This window comes from Herbaspirillum sp. (genome assembly GCF_017744395.1).
Lineage (GTDB): Bacteria > Pseudomonadota > Gammaproteobacteria > Burkholderiales > Burkholderiaceae_D > Herbaspirillum.
In genome coordinates this window covers 187,384-205,973 of the sequence record NZ_JAGIBI010000005.1, presented here as the reverse complement: position 1 = coordinate 205,973, position 18,590 = coordinate 187,384, and the positions used below count along the sequence as shown (strand labels likewise).

At 57.7% G+C, this 18,590-nt stretch carries 20 protein-coding genes and 1 pseudogene; 11 read left to right on the top strand and 10 right to left on the bottom strand.

Translation table 11 applies throughout. The features are described from left to right. The first annotated feature begins 127 nt into the window (after nt 1-127). Nucleotides 128-1,132 carry a hypothetical protein gene (locus J7548_RS14630; RefSeq protein WP_290975479.1) on the top strand — a complete coding sequence of 335 codons (1,005 nt, stop codon included), beginning with the start codon at nt 128-130 and terminating at the stop codon, nt 1,130-1,132. Nucleotides 1,133-1,189: 57 nt separating this feature from the next. Here J7548_RS14630 and J7548_RS14625 read toward each other — a convergent pair whose 3' ends face one another. Further along, nucleotides 1,190-2,032: a transporter substrate-binding domain-containing protein gene (locus J7548_RS14625; RefSeq protein WP_290975477.1), complete on the bottom strand. Its 843-nt coding sequence runs from the start codon at nt 2,030-2,032 to the stop codon at nt 1,190-1,192. Between the two features lie 409 nt (nt 2,033-2,441). Between J7548_RS14625 and J7548_RS14620 the strand changes: the two genes are divergently transcribed. Genes J7548_RS14620 through J7548_RS14605 form a run of 4 tightly spaced genes read left to right on the top strand, consistent with a single transcriptional unit; the run spans nt 2,442 to nt 7,250 of the window. Beyond that, on the top strand, nt 2,442-3,614 hold the full coding sequence (locus J7548_RS14620) for a saccharopine dehydrogenase C-terminal domain-containing protein (protein ID WP_290975475.1): 1,173 nt from the start codon (nt 2,442-2,444) through the stop codon (nt 3,612-3,614). Then, nucleotides 3,580-4,659 carry a DUF1338 domain-containing protein gene (locus J7548_RS14615; RefSeq protein WP_290975473.1) on the top strand — a complete coding sequence of 360 codons (1,080 nt, stop codon included), beginning with the start codon at nt 3,580-3,582 and terminating at the stop codon, nt 4,657-4,659. Before J7548_RS14620 ends, J7548_RS14615 begins: the two co-directional genes overlap by 35 nt. Before the next feature lie 19 nt (nt 4,660-4,678). Then, nucleotides 4,679-6,226, top strand: a complete 1,548-nt coding sequence (locus J7548_RS14610) for an aldehyde dehydrogenase family protein (protein WP_290975471.1) — start codon at nt 4,679-4,681, stop codon at nt 6,224-6,226. 43 nt (nt 6,227-6,269) lie between these two features. Further along, a complete protein-coding gene (locus J7548_RS14605) occupies nt 6,270-7,250 on the top strand; it encodes a GyrI-like domain-containing protein (RefSeq protein WP_290975469.1) in 981 nt (326 codons plus the stop codon). A 198-nt stretch (nt 7,251-7,448) separates the two neighbouring features. Here the strand turns inward: J7548_RS14605 and J7548_RS14600 are convergent, their stop codons facing one another. Next, entirely contained in the window at nt 7,449-8,402 is a 954-nt protein-coding gene (locus J7548_RS14600) for a LysR substrate-binding domain-containing protein (protein WP_290975467.1), read from the bottom strand. Nucleotides 8,403-8,560: 158 nt separating this feature from the next. On the opposite strand from J7548_RS14600, the gene J7548_RS14595 reads away from it, so the two are divergent. The 3 genes from J7548_RS14595 to J7548_RS14585 are packed head-to-tail and all read left to right on the top strand — an operon-like array spanning nt 8,561 to nt 10,335. Further along, nucleotides 8,561-9,187 (top strand): FMN-dependent NADH-azoreductase, encoded by a 627-nt coding sequence (locus tag J7548_RS14595; RefSeq protein WP_290975465.1) that lies wholly within the window; start codon nt 8,561-8,563, stop codon nt 9,185-9,187. Nucleotides 9,188-9,210: 23 nt separating this feature from the next. Then, nucleotides 9,211-9,519: a hypothetical protein gene (locus J7548_RS14590; protein ID WP_290975463.1), complete on the top strand. Its 309-nt coding sequence runs from the start codon at nt 9,211-9,213 to the stop codon at nt 9,517-9,519. 24 nt (nt 9,520-9,543) lie between these two features. Further along, entirely contained in the window at nt 9,544-10,335 is a 792-nt protein-coding gene (locus tag J7548_RS14585) for an alpha/beta hydrolase (protein ID WP_290975461.1), read from the top strand. An 83-nt stretch (nt 10,336-10,418) separates the two neighbouring features. On the opposite strand, the gene J7548_RS14580 is transcribed toward J7548_RS14585, so the two are convergent. The 3 genes from J7548_RS14580 to J7548_RS14570 form a co-directional block, all read right to left on the bottom strand. Next, nucleotides 10,419-10,940, bottom strand: coding sequence for a hypothetical protein (locus J7548_RS14580; protein ID WP_290975459.1), 522 nt, complete (start codon nt 10,938-10,940; stop codon nt 10,419-10,421). Nucleotides 10,941-11,461: 521 nt separating this feature from the next. Then, nucleotides 11,462-11,872 carry a hypothetical protein gene (locus J7548_RS14575; protein WP_290975457.1) on the bottom strand — a complete coding sequence of 137 codons (411 nt, stop codon included), beginning with the start codon at nt 11,870-11,872 and terminating at the stop codon, nt 11,462-11,464. Between the two features lie 253 nt (nt 11,873-12,125). Continuing rightward, nucleotides 12,126-12,803 (bottom strand): hypothetical protein, encoded by a 678-nt coding sequence (locus tag J7548_RS14570; RefSeq protein ID WP_290975455.1) that lies wholly within the window; start codon nt 12,801-12,803, stop codon nt 12,126-12,128. A gap of 218 nt (nt 12,804-13,021) precedes the next feature. On the opposite strand from J7548_RS14570, the gene J7548_RS14565 reads away from it, so the two are divergent. After that, a complete protein-coding gene (locus J7548_RS14565) occupies nt 13,022-13,462 on the top strand; it encodes an acetyltransferase (RefSeq protein ID WP_290975598.1) in 441 nt (146 codons plus the stop codon). Nucleotides 13,463-13,480: 18 nt separating this feature from the next. Here the strand turns inward: J7548_RS14565 and J7548_RS14560 are convergent, their stop codons facing one another. Both J7548_RS14560 and J7548_RS14555 read right to left on the bottom strand, forming a co-directional pair. Then, nucleotides 13,481-13,627 (bottom strand): DUF6500 family protein, encoded by a 147-nt coding sequence (locus J7548_RS14560; protein ID WP_290975595.1) that lies wholly within the window; start codon nt 13,625-13,627, stop codon nt 13,481-13,483. A 211-nt stretch (nt 13,628-13,838) separates the two neighbouring features. Next, nucleotides 13,839-14,501, bottom strand: a complete 663-nt coding sequence (locus J7548_RS14555; protein WP_290975453.1) for a TetR/AcrR family transcriptional regulator — start codon at nt 14,499-14,501, stop codon at nt 13,839-13,841. Nucleotides 14,502-14,626: 125 nt separating this feature from the next. Between J7548_RS14555 and J7548_RS14550 the strand changes: the two genes are divergently transcribed. Next, on the top strand, nt 14,627-15,034 hold the full coding sequence (locus J7548_RS14550; RefSeq protein WP_290975451.1) for a DUF6130 family protein: 408 nt from the start codon (nt 14,627-14,629) through the stop codon (nt 15,032-15,034). A gap of 146 nt (nt 15,035-15,180) precedes the next feature. Here J7548_RS14550 and J7548_RS14545 read toward each other — a convergent pair whose 3' ends face one another. The 3 genes from J7548_RS14545 to J7548_RS14535 all read right to left on the bottom strand — a co-directional run bounded on the left by J7548_RS14545 (nt 15,181) and on the right by J7548_RS14535 (nt 17,294). Beyond that, nucleotides 15,181-15,660: a GNAT family N-acetyltransferase gene (locus J7548_RS14545; protein WP_290975449.1), complete on the bottom strand. Its 480-nt coding sequence runs from the start codon at nt 15,658-15,660 to the stop codon at nt 15,181-15,183. A gap of 96 nt (nt 15,661-15,756) precedes the next feature. Continuing rightward, entirely contained in the window at nt 15,757-16,251 is a 495-nt protein-coding gene (locus tag J7548_RS14540; protein ID WP_290975592.1) for a cupin domain-containing protein, read from the bottom strand. Nucleotides 16,252-16,400: 149 nt separating this feature from the next. Then, a complete protein-coding gene (locus tag J7548_RS14535) occupies nt 16,401-17,294 on the bottom strand; it encodes a LysR family transcriptional regulator (RefSeq protein WP_290975447.1) in 894 nt (297 codons plus the stop codon). Nucleotides 17,295-17,385: 91 nt separating this feature from the next. Between J7548_RS14535 and J7548_RS14530 the strand changes: the two are divergent. Next, nucleotides 17,386-18,351 (top strand): annotated as a pseudogene (locus J7548_RS14530) (D-2-hydroxyacid dehydrogenase family protein); the annotation flags it as partial. Nucleotides 18,352-18,590: the final 239 nt, after the last annotated feature.

Below are 18,590 nucleotides of genomic sequence, written 5' to 3'. Positions count from 1 at the left end.
GGACGTAAACACCGAAGCCCCTCTTCTTGAGAGCTCCGGTTATCTCAGCCTGAGACAGTTACGCAACATCGGGAATAATGGCCATCGTACTGATCGGTTATCGGGACTCGGGTTGCTCAAGTCTCGGATGAAACTCGAAAACAATCTGCTAACGCTTCAATTGCGTCCTTTTCTGGCTTGGCAAGTCAATTCCGGAGTCAGTGAGGCAAATGCCCATGTGGATGAACTTTTTTGGGAACGTCAGCTTTCGCCGGTTTCGTTTGCGTTCCTTGGCAGGAAAAAAATTGTCAATGGCGTAGCCATTGGCCGGAATCCATCCGATTTTTTAAATCAAGGAAAAACCGAGGATCGCACATTGACCGATCAAGATCGGCGTGCCGAAAAGGAAGGTGATGACATGGCAGGATGGTCCTATTTCGGATCATCCTATAGTCTGCTATCGCTGTTGGCAGCACCACTCAAAGATAACCAACGGATGAGAGCAATGCTACGGTTAAACGTCAATTGGCATGCACTAGCCACAGATGTTTCATTGATCGCCTATTACGCTGATCGTCCGGCACTGGGTGTGAACCTTTCCACGATATTGGGAGAAAAAACCACCATCTATGCCGAGGCGGCCATGCGGAAAGGACGCGACCGTAAGTCACCCATACTATCTGCCAACGGGGTCGTAGCTGGCGCCATAAACGATACCAAGCGCTGGGTTGACGATCTTGTCGTCGGTGGGCAATACACTACCGATACTGGAATCACATTGGCCGCAGAATATTGGCGCAACGACAATGGATTTTCCAATCAAGAATATGCAGGTATTACCCATACCTTGACGTCTGAAATGGGAAATCCTGATTTGGCGGAAAATTTGCTAAGCACACCGGGGTTACGAAAAAACTCTGTGTTCATCCGTATGGGTGACATACCTTTACTTGAAGGGCAAAAAGGCGAAATCACATGGATTCGCAATCTGGATGATTCCAGCAACTTCATACGTTCTGCTATCAATTGGGATATAAACAGGGTTGATAGCTTGCGACTCGGATTCGATAAATTATCCGGTACTCAATTAAGTGAATATGGCTCAAGTAAAATAAATAGCCGGATTTTTTTGATCTACAAAAGGGATTATTAAAAGAGAGGTATCCGGCGGAAATCATCCGCCGGCGATCAAACTAACTCGAACAGATTCTTACAACGGAATCTGCGGCGGCACATCCTCCGGCTTCACACCGGAAAACTTCTGCAGGTTACCCAGCACGGTCGGCTTGATCTTGCCCGCATGGCGCTCAGCCACGATCCACTTGTTGATGGCTTCGACCCAGGCCTTGTCGTCTTCCTTGGGCACGCCGATGTTGGTGGAGGTCGCTTCCAGCGGCATCGGCACGTACATCTTGCCCAGTGACGGGTTCTTCTTGAGGATGTTCAGCGACAGCAGCCACACCAGCACCTGCGCGTCGACGCGGCCGGTTTGCAGCGCCAGGGTGGCGTCGTCGGCCTTTTCCAGGCGCACGATGGTGGCGTTGGGGCATACGCGGGTGATCATCTGGTCGTGCGAGGAGCCGATGTCGACGGCGATCTTCACTTCCGGCTTGTTCAGGTCGGCCCAGGTCTTGAATTCCTTCTTGGAGACGACGGTGAAGGCGTTCAGGAACAGCGGTTCGGAGAAGCCGATCACTTCGCGGCGCGCCGGGGTCGGGTTCATGCCGAAGAAGATGTCGATCTTGCGGGTCTGCAGGTCCAGCACGGAGTTGCCCCAGGTGGTTTCGGTGATGTCCAGCTTGACGTTCAGGCTGGCCGCCAGGCTCTTGGCGAAGTCGATCATGAAGCCGCCCCATTCGCCGGTGGCCAGGTCCTTGTTGTAGTACGGCGCGGCGCCGCGCACTGCGCCGATGCGCAGGGTCTTGGTGCGCTGCACGCGGGCGAAGGTGGCTTCGGTGGAAGCCGGCGCGGCGGCTTGCGCAAAGACGTTGGGCAGGTACGACGCGGCGGCGAGGCCGGCGACGTTGGCGATGAAACTGCGGCGGTTGGTCATGGGTTCTCCCTGTTTGGCGGATGGCGTCAGCGCAGCCGGACGGCGGCTACTGGGCGGGTCAAAAACAATCCGGCGCATGGCCGGACGACGCTGTCGATTTTAGCCCAGGCAAGGACGGGTGCGCGGGCATTCGTCGGATGAAATTTGTTGTTGCCGCGCCGCTCCGGGGCCGGCCGGCTCCCGCCATCCCAGCCAGTGGGAAACAGGGAAAGCCTGCGTCCGCTGCATCGCCGTCCTGGCGAAAACCACGGTGCGGCTTTGGATGGAATGGTGGAGGATATCTGACGTTTTGTATTCTTATATGAATCAAAACGTCATTAAACAAACGTTTCAACATCAATCTTCATCTTTTTATCGTACTTCCTCTTCCCTAGAATGAGCCTCAAGGACATCGGAACAGGGAGCCGCCATGAAAAAAATCGTACTGCTCGGCGCCGGCCATATCGGCTTGGCGATCGCGCGCCGCCTGCACGGCTGCGGCGACTATGAGGTGCTGGCCGTCGACCGCGATGCGGCGGCGCTCGCGCCGCTGGCGCAACTGGGCATCGCCACCGCATGCGCCGACTTCGACGATGCCGCGCGCCTGCAGGCGCTGCTGGCGAAGGGCGAGGCCGTCGTCAACGCCCTGCCCTACCACATGGCGACCGTCGTGGCCGAAGCCGCGCGCGCGGCCGGCGTGCATTACTTCGACCTGACCGAGGATGTGCAGGCCACGCGCCGCATCATGCAGCTGGCGCAGGACGCCAATACCGCCTTCATGCCGCAATGCGGCCTGGCGCCCGGCTTCATCGGCATCGCCGCGCACCACCTGGCGCAGGAGTTCGACGACATCGCCGAGATCAAGATGCGCGTGGGCGCGCTGCCGGAGTTCCCCACCAACGAGATCAAGTACAACCTGACCTGGAGCGTGGACGGGCTGGTCAACGAGTACTGCCATCCGTGCGAGGCGATCCGCGACGGCCGCCTGCAGGAGGTGCAGCCGCTGGAAGGGCTGGAGCATTTCTCGCTGGACGGCGTCGAGTACGAAGCCTTCAACACCTCGGGCGGGCTGGGCACGCTGTGCGCGACGCTGGCCGGGCGCGCTGCCAACCTCGACTACAAGTCGGTGCGCTATCCCGGCCACCGCGACCTGCTGCGCTTCCTGCTGGAGGGGCTGCGCCTGAAGGAGCGGCCGGCGCTGCTCAAGGACATCCTGCGCAACGCCGTGCCGGCCACCATGCAGGATGTGGTGCTGGTGTTCGTCACCGTCAGCGGCCATCGCGACGGCCAATACCTGCAGCGAGTCTTCAGCCGCAAGGTGTTCGCGCAGGAAACCGATGGCGTGCACGAGAGCGCGATCCAGATCACCACCGCCGCCGGCGTGTGCGCCGTGCTCGACCTGTTCGCCGCCGGCCGGCTGCCGCAGCGCGGCTTCATCCGCCAGGAACAGGCGGCCTTGCCGGAATTGCTGGCCAACCGCTTCGGCCGCGCTTATGCCGGCGAGGCGGCGCCTGAACATCCGGCGCGACGGAGTTACACTGCTCCTATCGCATCCCAGGGAGAACCGCATGACAGCCCCAGCCGCCAACAGCTTGCCGCATGACGCCACCACAGCCGTTACCTTCACCGATTCGCAGCTGGCGAAGCTCTTGCGGACGCAGCGCACGCAAGAGCAGATCGATTTCCTGCTGCGCGCGCTGCATGTGCCGGCCTGTACCGTCCAGCTATCGCGCGACAAGGTGAGCCGGCTCGAACTGGCGCAGGCGCTCAACATGCTGCTGTTTGAAAAACTGCTGCAGGAAGTGCCGGACGCCGCCGCCTACGTGGCCGACGCCATGGCGGCCGGCGAACGCATGCACTTCGACCATGGCGCGCTGCGCACGGTGCAAGGCGCCAACACCGGCCTGCTGCCGCCGGGCGAAGCCGCCATCACGCGCATCCTGCGCCCGCTGGGCTATGTGCAGAACGGCTTGTATCCGCTGGAGCGCATCCGCATGACCGGCCGCACCTACGGCCATGCCGACGCGCCTGAAGAGATCGCCCAGTTCTTCGTCAGCGAATTGCATGCGGACCGGTTTTCTCCGGAGTTCCAGGCGATTGTGGGCCGCGTGATCGGCACCTCGCGCGACCCGCTCAGCGACGACGCCAAAGCCCTGCTGGCGCAACTGGAAGCCGATGGCGAGCTGCCGCTGGCGGCGGCGCAAGCATTGTTGCCGGTGCTGCTGTCGTGCTTCGAACGCCAGCACGAGCTGCCCAGCGTGGCCGAGTACGAAAGGCTGCGCGCGGAGTCGGCCGAGATGGCCTGGATCGCCACCGAAGGCAATGTCTTCAACCACGCCACCGACCGCGTGCCGGACGTGGAAGCGGTGGCCGAGCGGCAGCGCGCGCTGGGGCGGCCGATGAAGGACAAGATCGAAGTCTCGCGCAACGGCCGCGTGCGCCAGACCGCCTACCGCGCCTGCACCGTGCTGCGCCCGATGCTCGACGAGCATGGCGCGGTGGTGGAAATGGCGGTGCCCGGCTCCTTCTACGAATTCATCTCGCGCGACCGCTATGTCGATGAGCAAGGCGTGCAACGCCTCGACCTCAGCTTCGACAGCGGCAATGCGCAGGGCATTTTCAAGATGACCGCCAGCGGCGGCATGTAACGATGACCGGGAAACCACCATGACCAGCGCCGACATCCTCAACGTCTGTAGTCTCAACGCCTACGGCCTCGACGCCGCCGCGCTCGACCACGCCGACGGCACGCTCGCCGTCCACTCCCCCTGCGACGGCAACCTGCTGGCGCGGCTGCGCGAACACAACCGCGACGATGCGCAGCGCGCTATCGCGCAAGCCCATGCCGCCTTCTTGCAATGGCGGCAAACGCCGGCGCCGCTGCGCGGTGAACTGGTGCGCCTGCTGGGCGAGGTCTTGCGCGAGCGGCGCGACGCGCTGGGCGCGCTGGTGACGCTGGAAGCCGGCAAGATCCGCGCCGAAGGCATCGGCGAGGTGCAGGAGATGATCGACATCTGCGACTTCGCCGTCGGCCTGTCGCGCCAACTGCACGGCCTGACCATCGCCAGCGAGCGTCCCGGCCACCGCATGATGGAAACCTGGCATCCGCTGGGCGTATGCGGCGTGATCACCGCGTTCAACTTCCCGGTCGCGGTGTGGGCCTGGAATGCCGCATTGGCATTGGTATGCGGCGACAGCGTGGTCTGGAAACCGTCGGAGAAGACGCCGCTAACGGCCCTGGCCGTGATGCGCGCTTTCGATGAAGCGGTGGCGCGCTTCGAGCGCGGCCACCCCGGACTGGTGCCGCAGGGCTTGTGCGGCCTGCTGCTGGGCGGCGCGCCGCTGGGCGAAGCGCTGTCGCAATCGCCGCAAGTGGCGCTGGTGAGCGCCACCGGCAGCGTCGCCATGGGCCGCAAGGTAGCGGCAGCCGTGGCGCAGCGCCTGGGCCGCAGCCTGCTGGAGCTGGGCGGCAACAACGCCATGGTCGTCACCCCCAGCGCCGATCTTGAGCTGGCGCTGCGGGCCATCGTCTTCTCGGCGGTGGGCACCGCCGGCCAGCGCTGCACCACGCTGCGCCGGCTGATCGTCCACCGCAGCGTCGCCGACCGGCTGCACGAACGGCTGGCCCAGGTCTATGCCGACCTGGCCGTCGGCGACCCGCGCGAGGAAGGCACCCTGGTCGGCCCGCTGATCGACGGCCGCGCCTACGAGGCGATGCAAGCCGCGCTGCGCAACGCGCAGGCGCAAGGCGGCACGGTCACCGGCGGCGAGCGCGTGCCGGTTGGCGTGGCGCAGGCGGCGTCTTCCAGCTGGTATGTGAAACCGGCGCTGGTGCGCATGCCGCGCCAGAGCGAAGTGATGCATGCCGAGACCTTCGCGCCCATCCTCTACCTGGTCGAATACGACGATATCGGGCAAGCCATCGCCCTGAACAATGCGGTGCCGCAGGGCTTGTCCTCGGCCATCTTCAGCAACGACGTGCGCGAGACGGAGCTATTCATGTCGGCGCAAGGCAGCGATTGCGGGCTGGCCAACGTCAACATCGGCACCAGCGGCGCCGAGATCGGCGGCGCGTTCGGCGGCGAGAAGGAAACCGGCGGCGGCCGGGAATCGGGATCGGATGCGTGGAAGAACTATATGCGGCGCGCCACCAATACCATCAACTACAGCGGCGCGTTGCCGCTGGCGCAAGGGGTGAAATTCGATATCGGTTGATGCAGGCCGGGCGGCGGCGGATCGAGGGTTATAATCCGCCGACATGACCAGCAAAGCTTCCGCCCAGGCTTCTCGCGCCGAATACACGCGGCGCATGAACCGCGTGCTCAACTATATCGATGCCCATCTGGACCAACCGCTGGATGGCGCAGAGTTGGCCGACGTCGCCAATTTCTCCCGCTTTCATTTCCATCGGATCTTCGCCGCCATCATGGGCGAGACACTGGGCAGCTACGCCCGGCGGCGTCGGCTTGAGAAAGCGGCTTTCCGCTTGTCGTGCGGGAACGATGAAACGGTCCTGGAAACCGCCCTGGCCACAGGATTCGGTTCGGCAGAAGCGTTCGCGCGCGCCTTCAAACTCAGGTTCGGCTGCACGCCATCGGAATGGCGTTCCGATACTCCACGGCGCATGGCGAAGCAAGCCGCCGCCATGGGGCAACGGAAAAACGGCCGGGAAAGCAATCCGGATCAGGTCTTTGGCAATCTCGATCAGGCACGCCAGATCGCATTCGCCGAAGATGACGTCTCTTACCTCACTACGGAAGGGACTACCATGGAAGTGCGCATTATCGAATTGCCCGCGGTGCGCGTCGCCTACCAACGCCTGATCGGCCCCTATGGCCCCGCCATCGGCGAGTTCTGGCGCAACAGGATGGCGCCCTGGATGCAGTCGCATGGCCTGAGCGATGCGACATGCTACGGAATCGGCTATGACGATCCATCGGTTACGCCGGCCTCAAAGTGCCGATACGACGCTTGTGTTGAAGTGGCGGCAGATTTTCCTGGCAGCGAGAAGACCGATAGCCTGGTCCTGCCAGGCGGACGTTATGCGGCGGCACGTTTCAAAGGCAAGCCGGAGACGATCGCCGGGGCCTGGATCTGGCTGACGCGCGAATGGCTGCCGTCCAGCGGGCTGCAATGCGACGATCGGCCGTGTTTCGAGATGTTCGCCGCTGCTACTGCGCGGGATCCTGAAACGGGTGAGTTCAGCTGCGATATTTGCATTCCTGTACGGGCGCTGTGAGATAAGTTGTGGTGACGGCGGGAGAATAAAGTCGGTCGAGACCGAAAGCCAGCATCTGGCCGGAAGCCGACATCCACATACGGAGCTGCTTGGTTGCGTTATCGGCTTGAGCAACGGCCACCATGTGTTGGCGGCGGATACGTGCCGAGTAGCGTCCGATCAGGCAGGCGGCCAGCGACGTTTGCGGGAAGATGTTCCCTAGCGATTCGCGCAAATTCCAGCCAGCAATTCCTGCAAGGCCTGGTTTTCCCGATGCATCGTCTGTGTCAGTTCCACGGCCAAGAATTCGATGAAGGCGCGTACCGCCGGCACCAGACCCCGGCGGGAGGGAAATACCGCATGCAACTGGTGCGCAGGTGCCCGGTGCCGAGGAAGCAGCACCGTCAGTTCGCCCCGGCGAATTGTCTCATGGCAGACATTGAATGGCAGTAGGGCCAAACCGGCGCCGCCCACGGCGGCTGCCATCATCAGATGTACGTCATCTGTTTGCAACGCGCAGACATAGTCGATCTCGACTACTTCGCCTTCCGGCCCCTGCAATCGCCAGCAGGCAGGCTCACCGGGCATGCCGCCAGGGCCGAGTCCATGCAGGCCCTGGAGCGAAGCGGGGGTATCAAGGCGGCCATGGGTGCGGATGAAGGCCGGGCTGGCCGTGAGAATCTGCTGGCTGGCGCCGAAGGTGCGCACGACCAGGTTGGAGTCTTCCAGTGTGCTCCTGACCCGCATGGCGACATCGAAACCCTCGCCGATCACATCGACTCGCCGGTTGCTCAACTCCAGTTCCAGCCGGACATCCGGATGCGCTTTTAGGAACCGCGCCAATAGCGGGGCCAAGAAGACGTGCGCGACACCCATCGGTGAACTCACCCGCAGGCGGCCGGCGGGCTTGGCCCCGGCATGTTCCGTTACTTCCACTGCCGCGCGTGCGGCATTGGTCACGGCTTCGCAATGGGTAAAGAAGGCCGAGCCCACATCAGTGACGCGCACCACGCGAGTGGAACGCTGGAGCAGCCGTACACCCAATCGCTGTTCCAGCTCGGCCACGCGGCGGCTGATGCGCGATTTGGGTATGTTGAGCGCCCGTGCTGCCGCGGAGAAACTACCGTGCACTACGACGGCGGCAAACAGGGCAAGGTCATTGAGGTCTTCCATAGGGGCGGGCCTTGAAGAGAAGACTTGATTATAGAGGCTGAATTGTCCTGCAAATGGAACAATCTGGTGCGTTGGCGGTGACTAGTGGCGGCTTGATCCAATGGATATCGTGATCCCGTGTTCTCTATTTTTTCCGATTTCCTGAAAGGCCCCCTGCCATGAAGATCCTCCATCTCGATTCCAGCATCCTCGGTGAAGCCTCGGCTTCGCGCACGCTCAGCGCTGCGGTGGTCGAGGAGTTGCGCACTCTGCATCCCAGTGCCCAGGTTAGCGTACGCGACCTGGCGCAAACACCTATCGCTCATTTGGATGGCGCCATCGCCGCCGGTTTTCGTTCGCCTGGTGTCGTTTCCGATGATGCGGCAATGCGTGTCGAGCATGCTCTCTCAGAAACCCTGGTCAGCGAATTGCTGGACAGCGACGTGATCGTGCTAGGCGTGCCGATGTACAACTTTTCCGTGCCCAGCCAGCTAAAGGCTTGGCTGGACCGCGTTGCTCAACCTGGACGCACCTTCCGCTATACCGACACCGGCCCCATCGGTCTCTCCGGAGACAAGGCAGTGATCGTGGCTTCTACCCGCGGCGGCATGTATTCCAGCGGACCGGCGGAAGTGATGGATCACCAGGAGTCCTACCTGAAGGCCTTTTTCGGGTTCCTCGGTATCCAACGCGTACGCTTTGTGCGGGCAGAGCTTCTGACCAAAGGCGCAGAACTGCGTAGCAAGTCCATGCGTGAGGCGCTCGCCCATATTCCGGCCACCGTCGCCGGTCTTTTTCCCAACTGACCAATTGATTTAGAGGGTGCATCATGATCTATGCAGTCTTGTTGACCTATACCCGTCCCATTGAGGAAGTGAACCAGCACCTGGAACCCCACAAGGCCTGGTTGGTGGCGAACGTCCGCGAAGGAAGCGTAATTTTCGCCGGCCCGCTGGAATCGAAAACAGGAGGCATGATCCTGGCTTCCTGCCCCAACCGAGAGGCTTTGAATGTGATGATGGGCCAAGACGCCTTCATCGCTCATAAAGTGGCCAGCTACCAGGCCCACGCCTGCTTGCCTGCATTGGCGTCGGCCGAATTCCCGGCACACTGGGCGCCTGACGCCAAGTTCATTTGATTCTATGGCCACTAAGGAAGCGATATGAGCAAAGTAAATCACATGATCTCGGTGGCAGGACGGAAGATACTGCTGGCGCTGCTGGCGGTCGCATCATTGAATCCTGTCCTGGCAAAGGCGCAATCCGAGATGCAGAAGCCAATTGATATTGTCCTTGTCCACGGCGCTTTTACCGATGGTTCAAGTTGGTCCAAGGTGATCACCCTGTTGCATCAGAAGGGGTATCGCGTCACAGCGGTGCAAAATCCGTTGACGTCGCTGGAGGCTGATGTGACGGCCACCACCAGGGTGATCGAGCGTCAACCGCATGATGTGCTGCTGGTCGGCCATTCCTGGGGCGGTGCGGTGATTACCGAAGCCGGAAATCATTCCAAAGTACGCGGTCTGGTCTACGTGTCGGCACTGGCGCCAGATTCCGGCGAGAGCGTTGGGCAGTTGCTGGAGCGTTTGCACGCGCCCATGCAAGGCATGGCGCCTGACTCCAATAGCCTGGTATGGCTTGATGAGCCTGGCGCGTTTTCCAAGGTGATGGCTAACGATGTCGATCCGGGTGAACTGCCGGGGCTAGTCGCTGTCCAGCAGCCAATCGCGGCCACAGCGTTCGGCGAGAAGATCGGCCGTGCGGCATGGCACGATAAGCCGAGCTGGTATCTGATCACAGAGGGTGACCACGCGCTGCCCACTCCGGTTCAGCGCAAGCTTGCCGCGATGACGGGTGCTCACACGGTGGAGATCCGCTCCAGCCATATGTCATTAGTTTCACATCCGGATGCTGTGGCAGAGTTGATTGACCAGGCGGCAAGGATGGTACATTGATGTCATGAGTATCGATGAAGTCCATTTCTGGCCGATAGCTGACTTCTCCGCTACGTTACGCAGTCAACTGTGAAAAGAAAGCCTCAAGGTTGATAGTGGGTTAATTCGGGATTCACGGTGCTGAACACAGAAACGCATTCGTTGATTCCGGTGATTAAATATTCTTTGACATCGGGATATATGGACAACATGTTGTTTCCGATTCGAAGTCGCTCTTGGTCCAACCAACCGCCTTCCTTGATATCAAAAAGCCACCCGTTAGGCGTCGAGCAAACAGGCCAATATTCCATGAGGTCGCGCTCATCCAATACCCTGAAACCGGTGGTGTCATCGAATGACACCATGCACCCTGATCGACCATACACATCAGCGACATAGACCTTCAGACCAGTTGAAGGGACGTACTCTATCCGTCGGATTTCCGTTCCGCGCGAGAACGTGAATTGGGATTCCAAAGGATGTGCTCTAAAATTTTGCATCACATTTTCTCTAAGTTTCCGGTTGGTCCACTTCTGGCCGATAGCAGACTCACGAATACCTCCAAGCGGCCATTGATTCAAATTGCATTCAGTAGCATCCAGAATCACGCTAGAAATCTGTCCCATCTACCCGGCACAAACGCTGAAATCCATTTAGATTCTAGATCAACGCTAATACCAAATTGAGGGCTGATCACAAATCCCAATGTCGTCTTCATCGCAGGGTCGTTTTTATTAATGAACGAGGAAATCCATTTGGATGGCATAGTTACCCCAGCAAGAATAATTTCTCTCGAGCATACCGAACACTCTACAAGCCCCTTGCCCTCAGCTAACCGATAAACAGCATTTTGATAGCGTAGCTCGTTCTCTCCAAATTGATTTATTTTCGGTTTAAAGGGGATCCCAGAACCGAGACAATATATTTTTCATCTGCACTAAACTCGATTGGGCCAACAGACTTGTAAGGAATGATTTCCATCTTAGAGATTGGATGTCGCACGCCTGCTAATAGCGCTCGTAGTAAATTTCGTTCGGTAGATAGATGTCAATCAGTCTGCTTCTGGCCGGTAGCGGACTTTTCCGACGAACTGCGCAATCTTTTTACGGGCAGAACGCAGGAAGTACTTTCTTGGATTTCGATATTTTTACGTTACCAAGTCTTGCTGTTGTGGGTCAAAGATAACGACTCCTGGTATTTCACGCAGGAAGTCCATCACATAGATGATCTGATTCGTATGCTCTTGCGAATCATCATCACTGAACACCACCCGAATTCGCTTGTCTATGTCGGCAATATTGCAGAGCCCCGCGTCGCCAACGATCTTGCTAATCTCAGCAGAGTCTTGAGCGACATTAGCGCCTTGCTCATAGCTCACTCGCACCAACCAAGCGTCCCAGCGCAGTGCCAGGGTTTTGATCTTTGCGAAGGGTAATTGCTCGAACTGCAGTACGAAACCTTCCTCGTTGCGAAAAAAATACGTAAGGTCGGAAGCCAACGATTCATTTGTAATCGATGGCGCTCCTTCACCGAGCAACGCATATATTGAAAATGTCATGATCAATTCCGTTTTCACGGACTGACTGTCCAATGTCATCCGATGAAGTTGGTCCGCTTCTGGCCGCATGTTGCCAGCTTGTGTCGATGAGGATGGCCACTTCTGGCTGGTTGCAGACGTCGGTTGCGTGACCCAATGCGTCTCCAGCCTAGCGTATTTCCATTCCTTCCTAATGAGCAGAAGCAGATGCTACATCATCACCTATGCTCTCTCGAATGGCATTTACCATATGTCAGAGATATCTCTGAACTATTTACTTTTCTCTTGGAAGCGGAGCCCATGCGCCAAAGTCATCTTTTATATCGAATTGAATTGCGTCTTCTATCCAAGAAGCTAGGTCCATACCAAATTCGTCAAGTGCCTGCGATTCTTTGGTTGGAATCTTCGTTTTGATCTGCTTCTTCTGCTTTCCCACTCGTTTCGTTTCAACCTTGTCGCCCGTGATGACGTTAAAACTTACGTCACGTTCGAAGTCATCTTCTTCCCTTGTGGAAGTTTCCCCAACGCGCACGCCAATTAAGCGAAACTGTTGTCCGTTGAATTTGAACTGCAGATGCCGATACCCTGCTGCGCAGCACGTCACGTCTCGGTAATACAGAAAAATCGATCCTTTCCTGATCTCAAGATCAGGCCCTCCTTTACGAAGTTCAGCGAACGGGTTCGATCGACTCCACAATTGATATTGGCCAGGTTGAACACCTTGCAACACGACAATCTGTTGCGCATGCTCTCCCGCAGATGTACCCGCTAAGACTGTGGCAATGTCAGATATGCCATCTCCATCAAGGTCACCCATCGTAGTAGAGCGTATTTGCATCGATGGAAATATTTCGCTTAGTATTTTTTCCGCATTGGAGGGCATGCTTTCAGCTTGAGCATTTGGTGTGAGTGAAAGAAAAGCGATAGCACAAATAGCACTTGAAATGCGCATGAATTTTAGCTTAGACCTGACTGAGAAGAGTTTAAAGTAAAGTGCGCCTAAGGTCTTCGGCGTCCGATTTTTGCCGAAAGCAGCCTATCACTGTCAGTCCGATATGCCCCGAAGCGGCCCTTGGAATGACAAGTCGTGCCACTAATAAAAGACCACCCTGAGGTGTTTTTTTTATTGCGGATTCAGCCCCGCGCCTTGTAGTGTTTTACAATCAAAAAGTGACTAGTATTAGAAATACTCATCCCTATGAGGGCGAACGTGCTGTTGAAATTTGGCGCCGCGCGGTTGATGCTACTCATAACTTTCTGTCCCAGGAGGATCGCCAAGCTATCGATGAGATGGTTTGCGACTTTCTGCCCCAAGTCCCACTCTGGTTCGCTGTGGATGCCAATGATTACCCATTGGCGTTCATGTTCATCGACAACGGGCATATGGAGGCCTTGTTCGTTGACCCCGCTTACCGCGGGACGGGCATTGGCGCCGCACTCGTTCGTCACGGCCTTTCACTTCACCCAAAAATGACAACCGACGTCAACGAGCAAAACGCTCAAGCATTGGGCTTTTACAAAAAGATGGGCTTTAAGCGCACAGGTTATTCTTCGCTTGACGGGCAAGGTCGACCTTACCCAATCATTCATTTGGAATATATCGGCGTCTGAGGGGCCGATTCTGGCCGGTTACGGTCTAGTCTGTTGAACCAATTTTTTAATCTTTGCCGCTTTTTCAAAATGGTCTAGTTCATGCTCGCGAATCCACCATTCAGCGGCTTCCATAAGCAACTCAGGATTGTCATTTTTGTTAGCGAAAAAGGCATAAAAAGACAGGCCGACATTTGGCCCCCTTTTTAGCTATTTTTTCGTCGCAAACTGCAATCACTTTTTCCCTTAGTGAATCTCTCATTTCCTCAAAATTTGCACGCATTACTCCAAGCTGGATGTGCCCACCGAACATCCGAAATTGGCCGTTTGTGGACCTGCGTGGCTAGTCAGGCATTTTTAACGGTATTGGATCGTCAGCGCCACGATTGTCGCCAGCTTATGTTTCCATCGAAATGCTGCCGATAAATTCGTCCAGGATTTGCACACTTTCAGCCAGCGCCCCTTTTTCCGGTAACCCCCAACTCGGAAACTGACCGTCAATATACATACGCGCCAGACCGTATACCATGGCGCGCGCCGCAATTTGATATCGCGTCACATCGCCAGGGCGAAGCAAGCCCTGCGACGCGGCATCCTGCATTAATTCATTCATTTTGACGCGAATCAGATCATTGCGATTTCTTAGCTGCGCTCCTTCATAGTCAATGACAGAACGCGTAGATATAACTTGGAAATGTGTCGGATTAGTAAATGACCACCGTAGAAAACCGACGCCGATAGCACGAAATTGCATCAATGGAGTTTCTAAAGCTGCTGCGCGTAATGCGTCTGCGATAGAAGCGCCAAGCCTGTCCTGAGCCTCTTCAGCAACCGCGGTAAGTAATGCAGTGCGAGTGGCAAAGTGACGGAACGGCGCGGCAGGCGACACGCCGACCAGCTTTGCCACTTCTCGCACGCTGACAGCTTCCAGTCCTTTGTCTTCGATCAAATGCACGCAGGCTTCTATCAACGCCTTCCGCAAGTCGCCATGATGGTATGCACGACGACCGGCTTTCTTTTCAGCAGACTTTTGCGTGTTTTCTTTATGCGTAGAGGCCATTGATCCACTCTTGGATTTTCAGGAAATGTAAATGCTGATTACATTTTAAAGAAGAATTGCTACAATCAGAATGTAATCAGTGATTACATTTGCCAATTATTTCAAGGATGCATATGAAAATTCGAATGAATCCAGCACGTTTTTGCCTCGGCATCGTATTTGCGCTTTGGTGCATCAATGCAGCTCAAGGGGCTGAGCATAGTGGACATGGCACCGGGGATCAGACATCGGCGGCGCTGTCGGTAAGCGATCCGATTGCGCCATTGCTTTTAAAAGGCGTCGTAGTGATTCCATTCAGATCCGAGAGTGTAAAAATTGCACCCCTCTATGGAGAGGCGGCCGCTCAAGTAGTACCGCGCCTGGGCCATTTGCACGTTACGCTGGATAGCGCTTCATGGCATTGGGTACATGCCGATGACGGGCCGATTGTTGTACAAGGCTTATCCAGCGGAAAGCATCAACTCACGCTCGAACTGGCCGACGCAGCGCATCGGATCCTTACTAGCCGTACAGTTGAGTTCATTGTCCCGTGACTCACTTACGAGGCGGCGGGCGGCCTCATTCGCTTTTGCACGCCTCGTGCGGATGTGGCAGGCATCGGCCGTAGGAACGATCATTCGGATACTTTGGTCTGTTTCTGGCCGGAAGCGGGCGGCCCGCCACAGTCAAAGGCAGAAAGCTACTCTTTCAGAGAATTCAGTTCCATGACGGCTAACTGCATTGGAATGTAGGCGACGCCGTTTTTCTCCGCCCGTGGGCCTGCCTGCCGAAATCCCACATACTCGTAGAAAGGCACTCCAATGGGCGTTGAATTGACCGTGACCGGCACCTCGGATGATGACCATCCATAGATATTCTTAACATGAGTCCAAAGAGCGTAGGCGATGCCCTTTCTCTGGAAGTCTTCGCTGACGAACAGGTGGAACAGGTGCGTGCCACCACGGACAGAGATAACGCCTGTCATTTGGCTCTCAAAGACTGAAACATAATAGTCGAGCTCTGCAGATGCGATTTTCCGCTCAATGCTTTCGGCTGTGAGCGTCATCAGGAAGGCATCAGCCTGTGAACCATCGGCGTGGACCAGAAAGTGATGCGCGAGCGAACCAATCAAGGCACTGATGGCTGACGCGTCTTCGGCTGTGGCTGGGCGGATAGTCATGAAGTGATTGTATCTTAGGGTGTCGGCGGGAAAGTCCGGCTCTGGCCGGTTGCAGACATACTTCGCATCCCAGTTCTTGCGAGGTCGTTGGCATTTTCATGCCAAGCGTTTAATCAGTTCTCCATGCTGAGGCCAATCCTTCAGGAGAAGATCTGCTCGCGCGATCTCAAATTCATCAAACTCGAAGCCTGGTGCCACGGTGCATCCGACCAGGCTGTAGCCGTCTGCGACCGTACACTCTGCCGCGAACCAGGCGCCGGCAGGAACCAGCGCCTGGAAATCCGCTCCCTCGTGTTCCAATGGATTGCCGAGGCGGAAGACTGTCAGCCTTCCCTCCGGTAGGAGGACGTACACATGCAAGGGGGCACCATCATAGAAGTGCCACATTTCGTCCGATTTGATTCGGTGCCACGTCGACCTTTCCTTGCCGCGAAGCAGGTAATAGATGGCAGTGGCAGCCGAGCGTGTCGAATCGCCATGCGAGCGCTTGATACGTTCCTGGCTGCGATAGGTTTCCCTGAAATGCCCTCCTTCCGGATGCGGTTGAAGTGCCAGGCGGGAAATCAGTTCTTCGGGGCCGGTTTTGGGCATCATATGACTGGATAAAGAGATTGTCTGGGCATCGACATGGGTAAACAGGTGCGCCTCTTGAATCACGCCAATAGTAGACTGAAAAAATAGCACTGTCGCACCGTTGCGCTATTGATTTGCTCGCAGCCAAGCCTGCGCTCATTTATCCATCAATGCTCAGTCGCCTGTTCCCGAATCATGTCGTAAAGCGCCTGCGCCGCCGGAGACAGGTGGGCAGTTTTGCGCGTTACAAGCACTAGCGTTCGGGAAACGACAGGATCGGCAAGTTCGACCATCCGCACGGTGGGATAAGCACCCTTCTGTATCGCCAGCCGCGGCACGACGGCGACGCCCACGCCTTGCGCCACCAGTCCCACCGCCGTCGAACTACGCTGCACTTCGTAGAACGAGCGCAATGCGAGGCTATTGGCTTCCAGGGCAAGATCCAGCAAGGCCCGATTGCCGCTCACCTCGCCGGCAAAAATCAGCGGATAGGGCTGCAACTGCCTCCAGGCGATGCGCCGCCGTTTGGCCAGGGGATGATCTTCATGGCAAATCAGTACGTACCGGTCCTCGGTCAACGGCAGGCTGACGAGTTCCGGGTGATGTTCCCCGGCGATGTTGATGCCGAATTCCGCTTCACGGCGCAGCACTGCTTCCGCGACCGCGGATGAGGCGTGATCGAGAATCTTGATGCGGTTGTGCGGGTAACGCGCGGAATATGCCTGCATGATGCGCGGCAGGTACTGCACGCCCACGGTCGGTACGCAGGCAATCGAGACGTCGCCGCGCCGGGCGATGCCGGTCTCGCGAATTTCGATCAGGGCGTCGGCCAGTTCGCCGAGCAGCCGTCGCGCCTGGGGAAGGAAGTCCCGCCCGATTTCCGTGAGAGCAATCGAACGTGTCGTGCGTTCGATCAGCGTTACGCCGAGAAAATCTTCAAGCTTGCGCAAGCGCAACGTAATCGCCGTTTGAGTCACGTGCAAAGCATCGGCGGCGCCCTGGAAGCTGCCGTGATCGGCAATGGCGATGAACGCCTGCACGCCAAGGATGTCGATTTTCATAAGAAAAACTTATTAATCCCAGAAATAATTTCATTTTACCGCCTGTCCTGATGCGCTCAAGATATGCATCCAGCTAGGAGGGAGCCTGATCATGAACATCACCATTCTGGACGATTATTTCGACACCCTGCGCGGCCTGCCTTGTTTCCGCAAACTGGATGGCCATAGCGTGACCATATGGAACGATCACGTGCAGGACGTCGATGCGCTGGCCGAGCGCCTGCGCGATACCGAGGTGCTTGTTCTGATCCGCGAGCGTACGCAGATCCGGGCGCCGCTTATCGCCCGGCTGCCGAAATTGCGGTTGATCAGCCAGCGCAGCGTCTTTCCGCATATCGATATCGATGCCTGTACCGCGCAGGGCGTGATCGTTTCCTCGAACCAGCATGCCGATACCCCGTCCTATGCCGCTGCCGAGTTGACCTGGGGATTGATCCTCGCGGCCATGCGCCAGATTCCGCAACAAATGCGGGCGCTGCAGGACGGCCGCTGGCAAATCGGCGTGGGCAAGACCTTGCGCGGGCGAACGCTGGGTATTTACGGATATGGCCGCATCGGCGCCGAGGTGGCGCGTTACGGCGCGGCGTTCGGCATGAAGGTATTGATCTGGGCCAGCGAGGTCTCGCTGCAGCGCGCCCGCCAGGATGGCTGGGACATCGCGCCCGACAAGAGGACTTTCTTCGCGGCTTGCGACGTGCTTTCACTGCACATGCGCCTGGTGCCGGCAACCCGCGGCATCGTGACGGCGGAAGACTTGGATGGGATGCAGCCCAGCGCCCTGCTCGTGAACACCAGTCGTTCCGGCTTGATTGCGCCGGGTGCGCTGGAGCGGGCATTGCACGCCGGACGGCCGGGCATGGCGGCCGTGGATGTCTACGATAAGGAGCCGCTGCGGGATCCGCAGCATCCACTGCTGCACATGCCCAACGTGGTGTGTACGCCCCATATCGGCTACGTGACAGAAGACGAGTTCGACCTGCAGTTCTCCGACATCTTCGAGCAGATCGTGTCCTTTGCGGCCGGACACCCGATCCACGTCGTCAATCCGGAGGTGCTTGGCCAAGCCCGGTTCGGTCATGCAGAGACGGAGGTACGCGATACCGTCGAACCCCTGATCCTGGATCTTCTGGAATGGATCGGCCCCGGCGCACGGCCTTACAGCGAGGTCATCGAAACCTGGCGCACCTCGTGCCCTCGCCTGCCGGTCTGGGAAGAAGCCAACGCGCGGGGTTATCTGACGCGTATCCATTCACCCGGCGGCGTTGCCGAGGTGAAGGTCAGCGAGGCCGGCGCCGC